Origin of the sequence: Streptosporangium sp. NPDC023963, assembly GCF_040639135.1 — a bacterium.
GTDB lineage: Bacteria > Actinomycetota > Actinomycetes > Streptosporangiales > Streptosporangiaceae > Streptosporangium.
In genome coordinates this window covers 939,830-957,740 of sequence record NZ_JBEZZK010000001.1, presented here as the reverse complement: position 1 = coordinate 957,740, position 17,911 = coordinate 939,830, and the positions used below count along the sequence as shown (strand labels likewise).

14 protein-coding genes are annotated in these 17,911 nt (G+C 72.8%); 7 read left to right on the top strand and 7 right to left on the bottom strand.

What is annotated here, in order from left to right; all coding sequences use genetic code 11:
- Both AB0F88_RS04015 and AB0F88_RS04010 read left to right on the top strand, forming a co-directional pair.
- Positions 1–3,480: an SDR family NAD(P)-dependent oxidoreductase gene (locus AB0F88_RS04015; RefSeq protein WP_362677099.1), complete on the top strand. Its 3,480-nt coding sequence runs from the start codon at positions 1–3 to the stop codon at positions 3,478–3,480.
- Positions 3,477–4,283, top strand: a complete 807-nt coding sequence (locus AB0F88_RS04010) for an alpha/beta fold hydrolase (RefSeq protein WP_362677097.1) — start codon at positions 3,477–3,479, stop codon at positions 4,281–4,283. The genes AB0F88_RS04015 and AB0F88_RS04010 overlap by 4 nt, the downstream gene beginning before the upstream one ends.
- Positions 4,284–4,549: 266 nt before the next feature.
- On the opposite strand, the gene AB0F88_RS04005 is transcribed toward AB0F88_RS04010, so the two are convergent.
- Positions 4,550–5,548 (bottom strand): SDR family NAD(P)-dependent oxidoreductase, encoded by a 999-nt coding sequence (locus AB0F88_RS04005; protein ID WP_362677095.1) that lies wholly within the window; start codon positions 5,546–5,548, stop codon positions 4,550–4,552.
- A gap of 83 nt (positions 5,549–5,631) precedes the next feature.
- Between AB0F88_RS04005 and AB0F88_RS04000 the strand changes: the two genes are divergently transcribed.
- Together AB0F88_RS04000 and AB0F88_RS03995 are read left to right on the top strand one after the other, a co-directional pair.
- Positions 5,632–6,243, top strand: a complete 612-nt coding sequence (locus tag AB0F88_RS04000; protein WP_362677093.1) for a helix-turn-helix domain-containing protein — start codon at positions 5,632–5,634, stop codon at positions 6,241–6,243.
- Positions 6,244–6,486: 243 nt separating this feature from the next.
- A complete protein-coding gene (locus AB0F88_RS03995) occupies positions 6,487–7,134 on the top strand; it encodes a restriction endonuclease (RefSeq protein ID WP_362677091.1) in 648 nt (215 codons plus the stop codon).
- A gap of 146 nt (positions 7,135–7,280) precedes the next feature.
- On the opposite strand, the gene AB0F88_RS03990 is transcribed toward AB0F88_RS03995, so the two are convergent.
- The 5 genes from AB0F88_RS03990 to AB0F88_RS03970 form a co-directional block, all read right to left on the bottom strand.
- Positions 7,281–7,799 (bottom strand): O-acetyl-ADP-ribose deacetylase, encoded by a 519-nt coding sequence (locus AB0F88_RS03990; protein ID WP_362677089.1) that lies wholly within the window; start codon positions 7,797–7,799, stop codon positions 7,281–7,283.
- A gap of 355 nt (positions 7,800–8,154) precedes the next feature.
- Positions 8,155–8,937 (bottom strand): class I SAM-dependent methyltransferase, encoded by a 783-nt coding sequence (locus AB0F88_RS03985; RefSeq protein WP_362677088.1) that lies wholly within the window; start codon positions 8,935–8,937, stop codon positions 8,155–8,157.
- A gap of 427 nt (positions 8,938–9,364) precedes the next feature.
- The gene (locus AB0F88_RS03980) at positions 9,365–11,935 is read right to left on the bottom strand and encodes a PEP/pyruvate-binding domain-containing protein (protein WP_362677086.1); all 2,571 of its coding nucleotides are present in this window, start codon (positions 11,933–11,935) and stop codon (positions 9,365–9,367) included.
- The gene (locus tag AB0F88_RS03975) at positions 11,932–12,750 is read right to left on the bottom strand and encodes a TetR/AcrR family transcriptional regulator (RefSeq protein WP_362677084.1); all 819 of its coding nucleotides are present in this window, start codon (positions 12,748–12,750) and stop codon (positions 11,932–11,934) included. The genes AB0F88_RS03980 and AB0F88_RS03975 overlap by 4 nt, the downstream gene beginning before the upstream one ends.
- A 205-nt stretch (positions 12,751–12,955) precedes the next feature.
- Entirely contained in the window at positions 12,956–13,534 is a 579-nt protein-coding gene (locus AB0F88_RS03970) for an ATP-binding protein (protein WP_362677082.1), read from the bottom strand.
- Positions 13,535–13,732: 198 nt separating this feature from the next.
- Here AB0F88_RS03970 and AB0F88_RS03965 point away from each other — a divergent pair, with 198 nt between their 5' ends.
- From AB0F88_RS03965 to AB0F88_RS03955, 3 genes are all read left to right on the top strand, one after another.
- Positions 13,733–15,103, top strand: coding sequence for a helix-turn-helix transcriptional regulator (locus AB0F88_RS03965; RefSeq protein WP_362677080.1), 1,371 nt, complete (start codon positions 13,733–13,735; stop codon positions 15,101–15,103).
- The gene (locus AB0F88_RS03960) at positions 15,100–16,008 is read left to right on the top strand and encodes an aminoglycoside phosphotransferase family protein (protein WP_362677078.1); all 909 of its coding nucleotides are present in this window, start codon (positions 15,100–15,102) and stop codon (positions 16,006–16,008) included. The genes AB0F88_RS03965 and AB0F88_RS03960 overlap by 4 nt, the downstream gene beginning before the upstream one ends.
- Before the next feature lie 228 nt (positions 16,009–16,236).
- On the top strand, positions 16,237–16,671 hold the full coding sequence (locus tag AB0F88_RS03955) for a GNAT family N-acetyltransferase (RefSeq protein WP_362677076.1): 435 nt from the start codon (positions 16,237–16,239) through the stop codon (positions 16,669–16,671).
- Between the two features lie 237 nt (positions 16,672–16,908).
- On the opposite strand, the gene AB0F88_RS03950 is transcribed toward AB0F88_RS03955, so the two are convergent.
- Positions 16,909–17,202, bottom strand: a complete 294-nt coding sequence (locus tag AB0F88_RS03950) for a MerR family transcriptional regulator (RefSeq protein ID WP_362677940.1) — start codon at positions 17,200–17,202, stop codon at positions 16,909–16,911.
- Positions 17,203–17,911: the final 709 nt, after the last annotated feature.

The following is a 17,911-nucleotide window of genomic DNA, read 5'->3' as shown; positions in this document are numbered from 1 at the left end:
ATGCACGGGTTTGAACCGGCCGACGGCGAGCCACCTGACGGTCCTGACGGCCTCCGCGACTTCGACGGCCCCGACGGCTTCGGCGGCTCCGACGGCCGCGACGATCTTGACGGCCCCGATGGCTTCGGCGGCCTTGACGGTCCTGACCGCTTCGGCGGCCCCGATGGCTTCGACGGCCACGACGGCCACGACGGCCACGACGGCTCCGACGGCCTTGACGGCCCCGATGGCTTCGGCGGCCTCGACGGCTCCGGCGAGGACGGTGGGACCGGCGGCGTCGCGAGACCCGGTTCCCCGAGGCCGGGCACTCCCGGTCCCGGCCTTCCCGACCCGGCCGTCCCCGGCCCCGGAATTCCCGGCCCCGGAATTCCCGGCCCCGGGAGTCCCGGCCCTGGAATCCCCGGTCCGGGCATCCCCGGCCCCGGGAGTCCCGACCCCGGTCCCCGGGGTCCCGGCATGCCCGATCCCGGCGCTCCCGACCTCGGGATTCCGGGTGCCGGCACCGCCTGCCGCCTTCCCCGCGCACCCGTCCCCGCCGTTCGTACGGGTGGCGACGTGGTGTTCATGTTCCCCGGCGGGGGGACGTGGTATCCCGGGATGGGCCGCGAGCTCTACCGCGACGAACCGGTCTTCCGCGCGGCCGTGGACGAGTGCCTGGGCCTGCTGCCCGGCCGCTCCGCCGAGCGGCTGCACGCCCTGTGGGCGGACGCGGCACCGGCCCTCCAGGGCGTGGCACCGGCCCTCCATAGCGCGGCACCGGCCCTCCATAGCGCGGCATCGATCCTCCAGGGCGCGGCACCGGCCTTCCCGGACGAGGCCGGCGAGATCGGTGTGCCCCCGAACGGGGCGGCGGGGGAGGAGACCGGGAAGGCCGATCCCTCGCAGGCGCTGCCGGCCGTGTTCGTCATGGAGATGGCACTCGCCCGGCTCCTCATGGCGCGGGGAGTGAGCCCTTCCCTGCTGATGGGGAGCGGCCTCGGCGAGTACGCCGCGGCCTGTGTCGCGGACGTCATGTCGCTGCGCGACGCCCTCGCCGTCGTGGCCAGGCGCGGAGAGCTCCTGGCCACCCTGCGCGACGGGGCGACGCTTGCGGTTCCGGCCTCCGAGCGGGAGGTCGAGCCCTTCCTCGGGGAGGGGGTGTGCCTGTCGGCGGTCAACGGGCCGGCGTCCTGCGTGCTCGCCGGTCCCGCCGCCCACGTCGCCGAGGTCAGGGAACTCCTGGACCGGCGCGGGATCGCCTGCCGCCTCCTGCCGCTCGGCACCGCCGCGCACTCGGCCCTGGTCGACCCCGTGATCGACGAATTCCGCGACTTCCTCGGCGGTGTCCCGCTACGCCGCCCCTCGCTGCGCCTCGTGTCCGGCGTGACGGGGACCGGCGACGCCGACTTCGCCGATCCCGAGTACTGGGTCACCCACCTGCGGGCGACGGTCCGCTTCGACGCCGGACTCGGCCACGTCCTGGCCGGTGGTCCGAAGATCCTCGTCGAGGTGGGACCGGGCACGACCCTGACCACGATGGCCCGGGCGCGAGCGGGTACGGACTCCGTCGTCGTCAACGTGACCCGCCATCCGGCGGAGGAGCGAACCGACGGGGAGGTGCTGCTCGGCGCGCTGGCCCGGCTGCGGGAGGCGGGCGTCGAGGCCGACCTGCCCTCCCCGCGGCCGGAGCTGCGGCTCAGGCCGCCCGTGCCGCCCCACCCCTTCGCGCCGACCGTCGTCGACCCGCCGATCCGGCAGACCGTCGTTCCCCCGCCGGACCGGCCGCGTGTCACGGATCCCGTCGTCACCGGGCGGGAACGCTCGTCCGGCGGTCTGTACGGGATCACCTGGAAACGGGCCGTGGAGGTGCCCCCGGCCGATCCCGGCCCCACCGCGCGGGGACGCCGCTGGATCCTGCTCTCCGACTCGTCGCCCCTCGCCGAGGCGATCGCCGCGAGGCTGGAGGAGTACGGGGCCCCGGCCGTCGTCGTCACCCCGGGGCGCGCGTTCCACCACGCGGCCCGGGACCGGATCACGATCGACCCCCGGTGCGGGGAGGACTACGAGCAGCTCCTGAAGACGGTGGAGGGTGACGCGGACGGGCCGTCGCGGATCGTCTGCCTCTGGGGAGCGTCACTGCCCGCACAGGTATGCCCGCCGCTGGGCCACGTCACCGGCCTGGCCCGTGCCCTGAGCGGCCGGCCGGAGAGCGATCTCTGCCTTGTCACCCGGGGAGCCCTGGAGATCACCGGAGGCGAGCGGCTCGACCCGCGGGCGGCTCTCACGCTCGGAGCCGCCGGGCCGCTTCGCCACGAGCTGACCGGCACACGCGTCCGGCTCGTGGATCTGGATCCCGGCGACGACGGAGACCACGGGATCCGGGCCGGGGAGCTCCTGGCCGAGCTCTGCCGCCCGCCGTGCGGGGACCCGGTCGGTTTGAGGGCGGGACACCGCTGGCTGCGCGGGTTCGAGCCGCTGGACGTGGCGCCCGGCACGTACGGGAGTCCCTCGGTGCGCCGGGGCGGGACCTACGTGATCACCGGGGGGACGGGCGGGATCGGGCTGCGGCTGGCCGGACACCTCGCGGCCGTCCACTCGGCGCGGCTCGTCCTGATCGGGCACGAGGCGCCCGGGACGTTCCCGCCGTACGGTCCCGGCAGGCAGGGGGGTCATCCCGACGGTTCGGACGGTCCCGGAGGGACCGGCGCCTTCGAGGGGTCCGAGAGGTCCGAGAAGTCCGAGGGGGCCGAGGGTTTCCGGGGGGAGAACGGCCCGGGAGGGTTCGACGGCTCCGGCTCCGGCTCCGGCTCCGGCTCCGGTGGCGGGGAGGGGGCGGCGCTGAGGGCCTTTCTCGTGGAGCGGGGAGGCGACGTGCTGGTGCGCGGTGCCGATGTCGCCGACGCCCGGCGCCTCAGGGAGGTCCTCGAAGAGGCGCGGTCGCGGTTCGGCGAGATCCACGGGGTGATCCACGCCGCGGGCGTGCCGGGGGAGGGCATGGCGGAGTTCCTGACCGAGGAGGGCGTCGCGGCCGCCCTGCGGGCCAAGACCGAGGGGACCGCCATCCTGGTCTCGGTCCTGCGGGAGGTGGGCGCGCTTCCCGATTTCGTGGTGCTGTTCTCCTCGCTGGCGTCGTTCTCCGGGGGACCGGGGCTCACCTGCCACGGGGCCGCCGGCGCCTTCCTCGACACGTTCGCCCTCGGCGCGCGGCGCGACGGCGGAGGCGTACCGGTGCTGTCGATCGACTGGGACCGGTGGAACGGCGTGGGAACGGCCCGTGACACGGAACGCCGCCACCGTGAGCTCCCCGGAGAGAGCCTCCCCGGAGGGCTGAGCCCCGAGGAGGGGCCGGCGTTCTTCGAGATGTGCCTGGCCGCCCTTTCGCTGGGTCAGGTCGTCGTCTCCTCCCGCCCGCCGGGGGACGCGGACCCCGCCCGCGGGGGCGAGGGAGAACCGGAGGCGGCCGGCCCGTACGCGGCACCAGGAAGGAACGACCTCCCGTGACCGAGACGGTCCCGGCCGACTCCCGCGTGTGGCTGCGCAGGCAGTGCCCGCTCGCCGAGCCTCGCGCGCGCCTCGTCTGCTTCCCCCACGCCGGGGATGCCCCGATGTCCTACCGCGGGTGGCAGGACCGGTTGCCCGCCGACGTCGAGCTCTCCGCCGTGTGCTATCCCGGCAGGCAGAACCGCGTCAACGAGCGGCCGATCGACCGGATGGAAACCCTCGTCGACCACGTCTGCCGGGCACTGGTGACTCTGGCGGACCGGCCGCTCGCCCTGTTCGGGCACGGCATGGGCGCCGTGGTCGCGTACGAGGTCGCGGTCAGGCTCGCCGGACGGTACCGGATCTCCCCGGCGGCGCTGCTGGTGTCCGCGCACGCGGCGCCGCACCTGTGCGCGGACGACGCGAGAAGGATCCCTGTCGGCGACCGCCAGCTCGCCGAGCAGGCCGCCGCCGCGAATCCGATGCTCCTGCGCTTCCCGGAACTGATGGACCTGGCGATGATCGCGCTGCGGGCCGACCACGATCTCCTGCACGCCTACCGGCCCGCGTTCACCCCGCTGGTCACCGCTCCGGTCACCGCCTACCTGGGGACGGACGATCCGCGCGTGAGCCACGGGGAGATGCGTGCCTGGAGCCGCGTCGCGGGCTCCGGGTTCGAGCTGCGGACCTTTCCCGGGGGCCGCCTCTGCCCGACGGACGCGGAGGCGGACCTCGTCGCCGACATCGCGGAGCGCCTCGCGGGCGTCGGGGACGTCGACCAGGCGTTCCGCGAGGACTCGCCCGCTCCTTCACGGCACGCGTGAGGTTCCCGGCACGCGCGGAAGAGATGTCACGATCGTGGTCGGCGACAGCCCGGCCGGCCCGCTCCTCGCCGGCCGTTCGAGACCTGTGCCTTCGACCCGGCCGACGAGTTCGCGCGGTTCCGGGCCGACGGGCCGACGGGCCGAGGGTCCGTGGGTCCGTGGGTCCGTGTCACCCTCTCGACCGGGGTGAGCGCGTGGACGGTCATGCCGGGGCGAGGAGAGGGCGGCAGCGGGCGGTGGGACCGGAGACGGGTCCCCCGACGCGGTCATCCGGGTGTGCCGCCGGAACGGGCTCCCTGATCGAGGAGGGCGTTGACCATCTGCTGGAGCTGCGTACGCCCGGTGGGACCGAGGGCGCCGCCGAGGGCGTCGGCGAGTTTCTCGAAGGGGTCGTCCACCGGCAGCTCCCTCATCCGCTCGGCGAGTTCGTCGACCGTCCACAGGCCGTCCTTGTGGATGTGCGCGCCACGCGACCATCCGTGGTCGACCGTGACCGATCCGCCCCGGATGGAGAGCACCTGACCGGTGAGCGGACACGCCGCGGTGGCCAGGTAGGCGGCGACGGGCGCGCTGGTGGAGGGGTGCAGCGGGTCGAACCGTCCTGCCGGCGGCTCCTCGCGCATGCCGGGAACCTGGATGGTGAGCCGGGTGCGTGCCATGGAGGGTGAGACGCAGTTGACCCGCACGCCGTACCGGCCGAGTTCGAGAGCTCCGACGATGGTCATGGCCGCGACTCCGGCGTTCCCGGCGGCGTAGGAGGCCTGCGTGGGCAGCGGGTTGAACAGGCCCGAGCCCGAGGAGGTGTTGACGACGGCGCGGTCGACGCGGTCGCCGGCCTCGAACCGTTCGCGCCAGTGACGGGCCGCCCAGCGAGCGACCGCGAACGTGCCTTTCAGCTTCACGGCGATGACGTCGTCGAACTCCTCCTCGGTCAGGTCGGCCATTCCGCGGTTTCGTTCGATGGTCGCGTTGTTGACGACGACGTGCAGGTCGCCGAAGGCCCGCAGGGCCGCGTCCACCATGCGTCGGGCGCCGTGCCAGTCGGCGACGCTGTCGGTGTTGGCGACCGCCTGCCCGCCGCGGGCGATGATCTCCTCGACCACCGCGGCGGCCACGTCGGCGTCGCCACCCGTGCCGTCGACGGCGACGCCGGGGTCGTTGACGACGACCCTGGCGCCCTCGGCCGCGAAGAACAACGCCTCTTCCCGCCCGATGCCGCGCCCGCCGCCGGTGATGAGGACGACGCGTCCGTCCAGACTTCCCACGCGCACCACTCCCTCTCAATCAATACACTCGATGCATTAATACATTGCATGAAGCGATGCATGGAATGCAATAGGCTGGGATCATGACGGAGAGCCCGGGGTTGCGGGAGCGCAAGAAGCGGCGCACACGGCAGGCACTGATCGAGGCGGCGGTCCGCCTGTTCGAGCGGAAGGGGTTCGAACACGTCACGGTGGCCGAGATCGCCGAGGCCGCGGAGGTGTCCACCCGTACGTTCTTCCTCCACTTCCAGACGAAGGAGGACGTGCTCTTCGCCAACGCCGACGTGCGGATCGACCTGGCGCTGCAGGCGGTCGCCGAGCGCCGCGCCGGGGAGCGATTTCCCGAGGTCCTCGTACGGGCGATGGAACAGATGATCGCCAATAGCTGGGACAGCGATCTGACCAGCGGGCTCGCGGCACTCCGGGTCCGCCTGGCCGAGTCGGCGCCGGTGTTGCAGGCGCGGTTGTCGCAGCGGTACGTCACCGCGCAGACCGAGCTGGCCCGGGCGCTGCACCAGGCGTATCCGGACGAGCTGGACCCGGTCGCCGCCGCTGCCCTGGTGGGCGCGATGGTCGGCGCGGTGAGCGCGGCGACGCTGGCCAGCCTTCGGCGCGGCGACTCGCCCGAAGGGGTGCGGAACGCGATGCGGCAGGCCGTGGACCTGGTCGTGTGCTGCCGTCACCGGGCGAACTGAGGCGCCGTCGCCCGGCTCCTCTCCGCGTTCGCCGGCCGCCCCGAAGCACGTCGCCCTGGAAACTGTCGGTGCCCGTTGTCAGAGTGGCAGGGTCAGCGGCAACGTTCCACCCTCGTCCCCCGGAGGTGCGCGACGGCACGGCGACGAAACCCCGCCAAGGCGGTACGACGGCGGGCGTCCGGCGGACGAAGACCGCGCCGGCGCGACGGCGACGGCGACCGGTCGCTGTGGGCGATCGCGGCCGTGGCCTTCTTCGTGGCCGCCGTGTGGCTCGCCGACGTCGTCGTCGCCAACTGGCCGCTGGTGATCGGCGGTACGGTCGTGCTGATCGTGGGTCTGGCGGGGGCGCTCCTGCTCCGCCATCGGGCGATCGAGGCCCGTGAGCGGGAATGGCTGGAGGGCAACGCGCGCCTCGAACGCGTCGACCGCATGACCGGTGACCGGTTCGAAGCCCTCGTCGAGGCCCTGCTGCGGCGCGAGGGCTTCCGCGAGGTGCGCAGGATCGGCGGCAGCGGTGACGGCGGTGTCGACGTCGTCGCGACCGCGCCCGGCGGCGAACACTTCGTCATCCAGTGCAAGCGCTGGGGCGCCTCGGTGGGCTCACCCCAGATCCGCGACCTTCTCGGCGCGCTCCATGCCTATCCCGGTCACCGCGGCGTGCTCGTCACCTCGTCGACCTTCACGGCTCCGGCCAGGGAGTGCGCGGCGGGCACCGACCTGACGCTGATCGACCGCGCGCTGCTCGCCGCCTGGTTCACCGGGTCCTTCGCCCTCGCTCCGCGGGCACGCCGCGGGGCCGGTCGGCGGCTCCTGCCGGGACGCCGTCCCGCGATGCCCCGTCCGGACGGCGATGCGGGCCTGGAAGGAGCGCTCGGCGACGAACCGGCCTGACGACCGGGCCGTCCGCCGGTGCGCGCCGGCGTACTGCATCGGGATATGTCGGGATGCTGCAGGACCGGTGCGCGCCGGGAGGCGGCGACCGGCGAGCCTTCCGGCGGGCCGGTGTCGCATCCCGGGTCCGTTCGGCCGGGGGCGGCTCACGATCCCGCGGTGTCGAGGGCCTTCTCGAAGGCCGCGTAGGCCTCCGGGGTGAACAGGACGAACCGCAGATCCTCCACCTGTGTCGGAGTGGCCCGCACGGTATCGACGGCGGTACGGGCGGCGTCGTCCATCGGCCAGCCGTAGACTCCCGCCGACACGGCGGGAAAGGCGACGCTGGTGGCGCCGAGTTCATCGGCGACGCCGAGGGATTCGCGGTAGCAGGAGGCCAGCAGGTGCGTGCGGTCCTCGGTGAGGGAGTGGACGGGGCCGACGGTGTGGATGACCCAGCGGGCCGGGAGGTCTCCCGCGGTGGTGGCCACGGCCTGCCCGGTGGGAAGTCCCCTGCCGTACCGGGAGGCGCGCAGGTCTCGGCATTCGGCGAGGACGGCGGGGCCGCCGCGCCGGTGGATGGCCCCGTCGACCCCGCCGCCGCCCAGAAGTGAGGAGTTGGCGGCGTTGACGACGGCGTCGACGTCCTGCGTGGTGATGTCCCCCTGGAACAGCGTGATCCTCATGAGCCATGGCCTTCCTCGGCGGTTCGTCTTCTCGTACCGGGTCCTTCCCCGGTTTCCCGCGCTCTGACGTGTTCCCCGGCGTTCCGCCCCGCACCTGCGGCGGTTCCGTCCCTCGCCGTTCCGGGACGCCGCCGCCGCGCCACGTGACGGGCCGCTTCGCCGGTCTGGGCGTCGTACGCCGGAGAGCGCGTCACCCGCGCCTGAGCCGCGATCGCCCCCACCGCCCGCCGCCGGAAGACCGGGAAACCCGGAAAGGAACCGATTTCCGGAGGCGGGTGGTGGGGGCTGTCTCAGGCGCGGGTCAGGACACGGTGCCCGGGATCCGGCTCGTGCCGGGAGCCCGCGTGGCCGGTGCTCACGTTCCCGCCGGGGGCGGACCTTCCGCCCGGCGCGCGGTGAGCAGCAACCGTCCGGCGCCGATCTCGAAGGGCGAGCCGTCAGGCCCGCCGAACCGTTCGACGCCGGTGAACCCGCCGTCGGTGAGGATCTGGCCCAGGTGGGCGCTGGTGTAGACGTGGTGGATCGCGGTGACCTCGAGCTCCTCCGCGCCCCGGGTGAAGCGGTATCCACTGATCAGGCGGCTGCGGGCGACGTCGTACCCTGTCGTCGCCGTGACGGTGATGTCGCCCGTCCGCATCTGGCGTGGTTCGCCCTGGTAGCCGGGCAGGACGGACTCGGCCGTCGCGTTGAAGTCGACCACCAGCCCCCCGCCCGGCCGGACCGCGTCCGCCAGCGCGGCGACGAACTCGCGGGTCTCCTCGGGTTCGAGGTAACCGAAGCTGTTGCCCATGCAGACGGCGGCGTCGAACGAGCCGTCACGCGGGATGTCCCGCATGTCGGCGATGCCGAGATCGACGTCGAGCCTGGCGTCGGCGGCGGCCCGCCGGGCGTGCCCGATGGCCTCGGCCGAGATGTCCACCCCGGTCAGGCGGTGGCCACGCGCGGCGAGGGCCAGCGTGTGCCTGCCGCTGCCGCAGGGCACGTCGAGGATGCGTGCCCGGGGGCGCAGGCCGAGGTGACGTTCGACGAAGTCGACGTCCGCCTCGGTGGATTCCGGCGTCGCCGCGCGCCGCCAGAACTCGTTGGGAAGTTCGGTGAAGAAGTTTGCGTACCAGGTGGATGAGATGTCGTGTGACAAGGGAAAGCTCCAACGGTGTCGTGCGTCAACATGATCGCGACATCACCGGGGCACCACGGGAGAAGGCCGATCGCCACTCGGGCACCACTGGGGCGTCTCAGGCGTCGGTCTCGATCGTCACCGCGCCGGAACGGCCGGTGCGATGCGGTGGCCCGGTGTCAGATCCCGGGCAGCCATGGCTTCCTCCACATTCGTCGCCGGACCTCGCCCGGCGGATTTCCGTCAACGCTAACAGAGCGAGCCGTCTCGCACCGCTGATTTTTCCGCCGAGCCGGGGGCCGACCCGCGGCCCCGCGACCGCCGGCGGGGGCGCCGGGGGTGGCCGGGGTGTCGGGGGTGTCCCGCACGTTGTTCGCCATCGTCGATGTACCGCGAGGGCCGGCCCGCGCGGCCTCAGCGCCCGTGACCCGGTGCGCGGGCCGGGGGATCACCGCTCCAGCAGCTCGACCGTGCCGCGCTCGCCGTCGACCCTGATCCGGTCGCCGTCGCGCAGGCGCATGGTCGCGTTGCCGGTACCGACCACGGCCGGGATGCCGAGCTCGCGGGCGACGATCGAGGCGTGTGACAGGGGGGCGCCCATGTCGGTCACCACGGCGGCGGCGCGGGGGAACATCGGCGTCCAGCCGATGTTGGTCAGCGTCGTCACGAGGATCTCGCCGGGGGCGAGCCTGTCGCCGTCCTCGGGACCCGCGATGACGCGGACCACGCCCTCGACGACGCCCGGCGCTCCGGGGAAGCCGGTCACGGTGTCGCTCACCGGGGCGCCGCCGCCCCTGGCGTCGAAGATGTCCCCGCGCCGTCCGGGATCGGCGGCCCAGCGCTCCGGGTCGAACCGGCCGACGATCAGCGTGGGATAGGCGGGCAGGGCCGCGTACCGCTCGTACGTCGCCCGCCGGACCGCGACCTTCGCCGTGGGGGCGTCGTCGCCGCGCAGGACGGCGAGGATCTCCCGGATCGACAGGAAGAACAGGTCCTCACCGTGGCCGGTGAGGTCCCCGGCCCGCAGGACGAAGGAGCGCAACGCCCAGAAGGCGCGGATCACCTCCGAGCGGGCCGACTCCCGGTCACGGACGATCGCGTTCCACCGCGCCACCCGCAGGCGTGTCCCGGCCACCTTGCGGGGGTAACGCTCCCCGAAGTGCCTCCAGGCCGCCTCGCGCGCCTCCCGCTGGCGGTCGAGCAGCGCACCGGTGTGCCCGCGGCTCTCGGCGACGGCCGCGAGCTGCGCGTCGATCCACCGCGGGTCCTCACCCGGCCGGGGGATGGAGACCTCGAACTCGTGCGCGCCCCGGTGCCCGTAGAGGCGGGCGAACGTCTCCCTGTCGATCTCCTTAGCGGCGAGCCTCTCCAGGCCGACGATCGTCCCGAGGCTGGCGAGCTCCCCGTCGGCGTTGGCGCCGGTGAGGATGGCCTCGGCGTCCCTCTCGCCGACCATCTCGCGCAGCCTGGCGCGGGTCATGACCAGGGTGTTGCCGCCCTGCCGCCCGGCGGCCTCCAGGGTCTGGCAGGCCTCGACGAAGTACGGGAGCAGCTCTGCCTCCCACAGCCCGGCCAGCTCGCCCGGGGTCGCGGTGACGGCGATCCGCCCGCGCAGCTCCTCGCATCGCCGTCGCGCCGTGGCGAGGAAACCGGGCATCCTCCGGGTGTTGGCCGCGATCCGCCTGCGCAGGGTGAAGGCGAGCGGCAGCACGCTTTTGATGATCCGCCATCGTGAGGCGGGCAGCAGCGGCACGTCCAGGTCGCGCGGCAACCTGCCGAAGACCTGCTCGACCGCGCCGAGCCGCCTGCTCATGCCCAGGGCGCGCGCCACCGAGAACACGACGCTCAGGTTCATGTAGAAGCGGCCGCCGATGTTGCCGACCATGTTGAAGCCCGGCAGTGCCGACGTCGACATCGCCTCCCGGATGAAGATCTGGACGAGTGACCACGTGCACGGCGTCATCACGTCGGGGATGGCCTCGCCGAGGTTGGCGCCGGTCCACAGGTAGTCGCCGGTCAGGCTGTCGTTCCACTCCTCGACCTGCTGCCTGAGGCGGGTGATCGGGCGGGCCTGCACGATGAGGAACGTCCCCTCGCGCCTGACCCACTCCACGTCCATGGGCGTCCCGTACAGTTCCTCGATCTCCGTCGCGAGCCGCGCGAGCCGGATGACCTGGGCAGGGTCGAGCACGGCCCGGTGGCGCATGTCCTCGGGCACGGGTTCCTCGCGCGTGCCGCCGGGGGTGCGCACCGTCATCACGGTCTTGTCGCCGACGTGTTCCTCGACGATGCCGCCGATGTCGCCGATGCCGCTGTTCCCGGTGCTCCCGCTGTTCCCGCCTTTTCCGCCGCCGGTTCTGGCGACGGTGACGGTGTCGGGTGTCACCTGCCCGCCGACGACGGCCTCGCCCAGGCCCCACGAGGCGTTGATCACTATCTGGTCGCGCGCGCCGGTGACCGGGTTCGCGGTGAACAGGATGCCCGCGGCGTCGGCGGCCACCAGTTCCTGGACCACCACGGCCAGCGTCACGTCGTCCTGCGGCACGCCGTTCGCGGCCCGGTAGGCGATGGCGCGCGCGGTCCACAGCGAGGCCCAGCAGCGCCGGACCGCGTCCAGCAGGCCGTCGCCCCGGATGTTGAGGTAGGTGTCCTGCTGCCCGGCGAACGACATGTCGGGGAGGTCCTCCGCGGTGGCCGACGAGCGTACGGCGACCGGCACGTCCTCGCCGAGCCTCGCGTGGGCCGCGCGGATCTCGGCGGCGGTCTCCGCCGGTATCTCCCGGCCGGAGAACAGCGCCGCGATCCGCGGCGACGCCTGCTCCGGGGGCATGCCGGAGACGGCCTCCATGATCTGGTCGTGCAGGCCGTCGCGCGAGACGAAGTCGCGGTAGGCGTCCGTGGTGATGTGGAAACCGCCGGGAACCGGCAGGCCCGCGCGGGCCAGCCGGGCCAGCGAGGCTCCCTTGCCGCCCGCCAGCGCGAGGTCGGCCGCTTCGTCGTCCAGGGGGAGGGTCTTCACCGCGTGTTCTCCTCGAACTTCTCTGACTTCTCTGACTCTCCGGACTCCCCGGACTTCTCCGGCTCCCCGTCTTCCTCTTCCTCGAGGCCGAGGGAGACGCGCAGTTTTCGCTGCGCGGCCTCCACGGTGGCGTCGACGTACTCCAGGGTGGCCCGCGTCACCACCCGGGTGACGCCGGCGGGGAGCGGGCCCGAGGTCTCCGTCGCGCTGCCGCCGGCGTCGGCGATCAGCTCCGCCAGCCGCTCGTCGGACGGTCTGTACCCGCCAGGCATCATCGGCGAGACGAGCAGGAACCCGTACAGGACGGAGACGAGCATGGTCACGTGCTCGGCGGGCGACAGGTCGTCCCGCAGCGCGCCGTGTTCCCGCAGCGTGCCGAGGTAGGCCTGGAAGTCGCCGCCCAGTTCGGCGCCGGCCGTGCCGTCCCGCTTCTGGCGCGTGAGCCTGCCCAGCACCTCCGAGTCGCCCAGGATGCTCGCCCGCATCAGGGGCCTGCCGAGAACCTCCGAGGCGAGCGACCTGAGCAGGTCGCGGAGGGTGGCCGGGCCGTCCCCGAGCCGCCGCCGCACCTCGGTGATCATCTCGACCCGCTCGCGGCGCACCAGCGCGGCGAACAACTCCTCGCGCGTCTTCCAGTGCAGGTAGATCGTGCCCTTGGCGACCTCGGTCCGCCGGGCGATGTCCTCGACGGTCGTCTTGTCGTATCCCCAGCGCAGGACGAGGCCGGCTGCGGTGTCGAGGATGCGGTGCGCCCGCGCGAGCCGGTGCGAGGCGTCCTGTGGCGGTCGGCCCGCCTTCCTGCTTTCCCGCTTCACGGTCCCCACCGTTTCCCGTAAATTTGACCAAATGTCCTCATCTGGTCATTTAATTAATAGCACACCGCAGGGGAGGTGGCGGTGCGGGGACGGTGTGTGGGACGGGGGCGCGAAGGCGGTGCCGGTGGGCGGTGGCCGCGGGTATGTCCAGGGGGCGCGGAGGCGGTGCCCGGTAGGTATGTCCAGGGGTGCGGAAGCGTGAGGGTCACGTCCGGGGGCGGTGCGCGGGCAGGTCGAACCAGACGCCGGTCCCGATCTGCCCGGTGCCGCACAGCCGTGTCCAGCGCGCCCCGCAGCGGCCCGCGGTGAACTCGTCGACGATCCGCAGGCCCCGCCCGCCGAGCTCCAGATCGTCCACGCGGCAGGGGGCGGTGAACGGGCGGCGCAGCAGGCGTTCGATCAGCGGGACCCCGCCACCGGCGTCGGCCACCTCGGCCCTGATCGGCAGGTCGCCGTCGTGCAGGATGCGAAGCTCGTACGGGCCCGGGGCGTAGCTGCCGGCGTTGGTGGCCAGCTCGGTGACCACGACCTCCAGCTCGGCCACCTCGTGGGCGGCGAAAGGCGGTCGGGACAGCAGGCCGCGAAGCAGCTTGCGGGCGCGGCGGGCGGCGTCGCCCTGCGGAAGGCACCAGGCGGTCATCCGGAAGCGGCCGTGGATCCTGCCGTGCACGCCGAAGTCCAGAGCCTGAGCGCGCTCGGTGAGCATCGTCGCTCCTATCGCGTAGGGCACCAGGGGCACGGTGTCGCCGGGGTTCCCGGCCGCTCGCTGGTCTGAATTACCCATGGTGCGGGACAAGACCGATATACGGAGAGTCGCAGGACCAATACTTTCCGCAGATCGGTTCGGCGATAGGCGAGGCCGATCACCTTGCATGATCGGTCATACCGATACGGCTTCGGCGGTGCCGGGTCGCCGGTTACCTTGGCGTCAAGGGAACCCGTCAAGGCAACCCGTCAGGGGAATTCGGCCGGGAAGGTCGGCATGAACGTCAGCAGTGGGAACGCGCAGGAAATCGACCCCGCGCTCTGGGAACGCCCGCAGATGCGCCAGGCTCTGGCCGCCCGCGACATGGCCACCGTATACCGGTTACTCCAGCGGATCGGGGTCTCCCAGCGTCACATCGCCGCCCTCACCGCCCAGTCCCAGTCGGAGATCTCCGAGATCCTCAAGGGCCGCCAGGTGATGGCGTACGAGGTGCTCGGCCGGATCGCCGACGGTCTGGGGATCCCGCGCGGCTACATGGGGCTGGCCTACGACGCCTCCTCCACGGCGCTGGCCGGGGCGGCGGCGGCCGACCACCGCGACGACCCCGGCGAGGACGAGCAGGTGCGCCGCCTCCTCGCGCACGCCGCGCAGGTGACCATCGGCGCGACGGTCGGGGACGCCGAGGAGTGGGCCGAGCCGCTGACGCCCACGGAGACTCCCGTCCCGTACCGCATCGGCATGGCCGACGTCGAGCAGATCGAGGCGGTGACCCGCACGCTGCGCGCCCTTGACTACCGGCACGGGGGCGGTGTCTGCCGCGACGCGGTGGTGGCGCAGCTGACCTGGTCGCAGCGGCTGCTGCGGGCCACGTGCCCGGAGTCGGTCACCCTGCGGCTGCACCAGGCGCTGGCCGACCAGCACAACCTCGCGGGCTGGACCTCCTTCGACGTCGGCCTGTACGGGGCGGCCAGAGGTCACCTGGCCCGCGCGCTGGAGCAGGCCAAGTACGCGAGGAACTCCTCGCTCGCGGCCAACGTCCTGTACCGGATGGGACGCGTCCACCTCCACTGCGACCGCATCCTGGACGCGCTGCGGTTCTTCCAGCTCGGGCAGATCTGCGCGCAGGACGCCAGCTGCGAGCGGACCGTGGCGATGCTCTTCGCCAACGAGGCGTGGGCCTACGCGCTGCTGGGCGACAACGACCTCGCCCTCAAGTCGATCAACAGGGCGAGCGACGAGCTGGCTCGCGCCCGCGACCGCGAGTCGCCCGCCTGGGTGAGCTTCTTCGGCACCGCCGACCTCGACGCCACGAGCGGCATGGTCCACGCCGACCTCGCCGTGACCCACCTCGACAGCCACCTCGGCATCGCCGAGCGGTTCCTCACCGACGCGCTCGGGCAGCGCGACCCGAGCATGGCCAGGAGCAGGGCCTTCGAGCTGACGGCCCTCGCGACGGTGCAGCTCAGAGCCGGCGACATGACCTCGGGGCTCGCCAACGGCGACGAGGCCGTCACCCTGGCGACCGAGATCCGTTCGGCGAGGATCATCGACCGCCTCGCGCCGCTGCAGGCCGTCGCCATGATGCGGGCGCACAGCGGCGACGCGCAGGACCTCGCCCGGCGGATCTCGGCGGTGCGCGCCGCATGACGATGACCACCGACCACGCCGGCGGGCTCACTCGCGACCGGCTCCACTCGCTGCTGGCGTCGGTCTGCGCCCGGGCGGGGCTCGTACCCGGTGACGCCGAGCTGATCAAGTTCACCAACAACGCCGTCTTCCGCCTGCGGCGGGCGCCCGTCGTGGTGCGGGTCGCCGGCTCCTCGGCCGCCCGCTCCCGCGTGCCGACGGTGGTGCGGGTCGCCCGCTGGCTGGCCGACCACGACTTCCCCGCGGTGCGGCTGCTGCCCGGCTGCGAGCAGCCGCTCCAGGTGGACGGCCACCTGGTCACCCTGTGGGAGGAGACCCCCGAGGTGGGGCCGCGCCCCGGCGGCGGCGACCTGGCCGCCATGCTCAGGCGGTTCCACACGCTCGCGGACCCGCCGGTGGACCTGCCGGAGTGGGCCCCGATGACCGAGGTCCGCCAGCGGCTCGACGAGCCGGAGGACCTGTCCCCGGGCGAGCACGCCTTCCTGCTCGACGAGTGCGACGAGATCGAGGAGCGGCTCGCCGCACTCGACTACGTGCTCCCCGCCGGGGTCATCCACGGCGACGTGTTCATGGGCAACGTCATCGCCGGTCCCGGCGGGCCGGTGCTGTGCGACTTCGACAGCGCCGCGATCGGCCCGCGCGAGTGGGACCTGGCCCCCGTCGCGGTCGGGCGCCTGCGGATGGACTATCCCTGGGACGAGCACACGCCGCTCGCCGAGGGCTACGGCTTCGACGTCACCCGCTGGCCGGGCTTCCCCGTGCTGCGCCGCCTCCGCGAGCTGAAGCTGGTCACCAGCGTGGTGCCCGTCCTGCGCAGCAACCCGGGCATCCGGCCGCAGTGGGAACACCGGATGCGCAGTTTCCGGTCCCGCGACCAGACGGTCAGGTGGCAGCCGTACCGGTGAACGGTGACCGGGCCCGGCGGAAACCGCGAACGGCCCCGGGGACGCCGGGGCCGTCGCTGGCCAGGAGATCTCGGGGATGCGGTCCGGAGGGACGGAGAGTGCCGGCGACCGTCAGGGGGACGGCAAGCGGTGGCAGCTTGTCGGGAAGCGACACCCGGTCAACGTTCGGGGTGGTTCCCACGGGGGACATAGGGGCTGAACTCCCGACCGTCGCTCGGAGGACATCGCATGCTCAGGATCGGCAAGCTCACCTCTTCGGACCGTGCCCAATGGGAAACCCTGTTCCGCGGCTACAACGACTTCTACGAGCGCACGCTCACGCCCCAGCTGTACGACCGCGCCTGGGACGAGTTCCGGGAGGACGTCCGGATGCACGCCCTCGGCGCGAAGCTCAACGGTGAGCTGGTCGGCATCGCGCACTTCCTCATCCACTCAAGCACCACGGCGCTGGACGTGTGCTACCTGCAGGATCTGTTCACCGCGCCGCAGGCCCGGGGCAGGGGGGCGGGGCGGGCGCTGATCGAGGAGGTGACCGAGTGGGCGCGCGCCCGCGACTGCAGCAGGGTCTACTGGTCCACCCAGGAGACGAACGCCGCCGCCCGGCGGCTCTACGACAAGGTCGGCGTGAACAGGGGATTCATCCTCTACCAGATCGACCTCTAGCCGTTGGGCGGAACAGCCGGGGATCGTCCCCCGGCCGGGTCGCCCGATGATCCGGTCCGGCCTCGTCCCGGCGTCACGGGTTCCGTCAGGCGACCTGGGTCACCGGCCGGGCTCGGCTCGACCGGACCGGGCTCGGCTCGACCGGACCGGGCTCGGCTCGACCGGACCGGGCTCGGCTCGACCGGATCTGGACCGGCCGGACCCGGACCGGTGCCGCTGGGGCACCGGTCACCGGTCTCACGCGGAGATGCGGTCGGTGCTGTCCGATCGTTGGCGGTCGTGGATTTGCTGAAGTTCGGTGTTGATGCGCAGGGCCTCGGCGAGCTGGTCTTCCAGGATGATGATGCGGCAGGCCGCCTCCAGGGCGGTGCCCTGGTCGACCAGCTCGCGGGCGCGGGCGGCCAGGCGGAGCTGGTAGCGCGAGTAGCGGCGGTGGCCGCCCTCGGAGCGCTGCGGCTCGATCAGCTTGGCGGTGCCCAGGTTGCGCAGGAACGCCGGGGTGACGCCGAGCATCTCGGCGGCCCGGCCCATGCTGTAGGCGGGGTAGTCCTCGTCGTCGAACCGGTGACCGGAGACGTCACCCGGTGTGGTGGGGAGCCTGTCGGCCCTGCCCGCGGTATCGGCCTCACCGGCCGGTTCGGCCTTGTCGGCGGTGTCGCGGAGCCTGGGCTCCGAGCGGACGGCCGACGCCATCTGTGTTCGATCCATACAACCTTCCCAGAATGCCGACAGGGGCCCCGGCGCCTTTATGCGCCGGGGCCCACGAGGTTCAACACCATCTACCGGCCCTGGGGCCGATCTGTTTCTTCCGCACCGGCCGCCCGATGGGGGCGGGGATGCGGGGATCGCGTATGCGTGACCGTAGACCACCTTCCAATCCGTGGGACTGCGGCACCCGCGCGGCGGAGAATCAGCCGTCGACGGGCGATCCTGATGGCGTTCAACACTCCCTTCGCTATCTCTGCTTCTTCGACCTCATGCATCACTGTTCGCCGCGGCTGCGCGTCCACGGCCGGGACCCTTCAACCGCTCGGCCCTGGCACGTCCGACGTCGTACTTCGTTACCGCTGTGGCAGCGCGTCCACGGCCGGGACCCTTTCACCTGCTGCCGGTCCTGGCACGTCCGACCTTCTGCCCGTTCGCTGTTCGCCGCGGCTGCGCGTCCACGGCCGGGACCCTTCAACCGCTCGGCCCTGGCACGTCCGACGTCGTACTTCGTTACCGCTGTGGCAGCGCGACC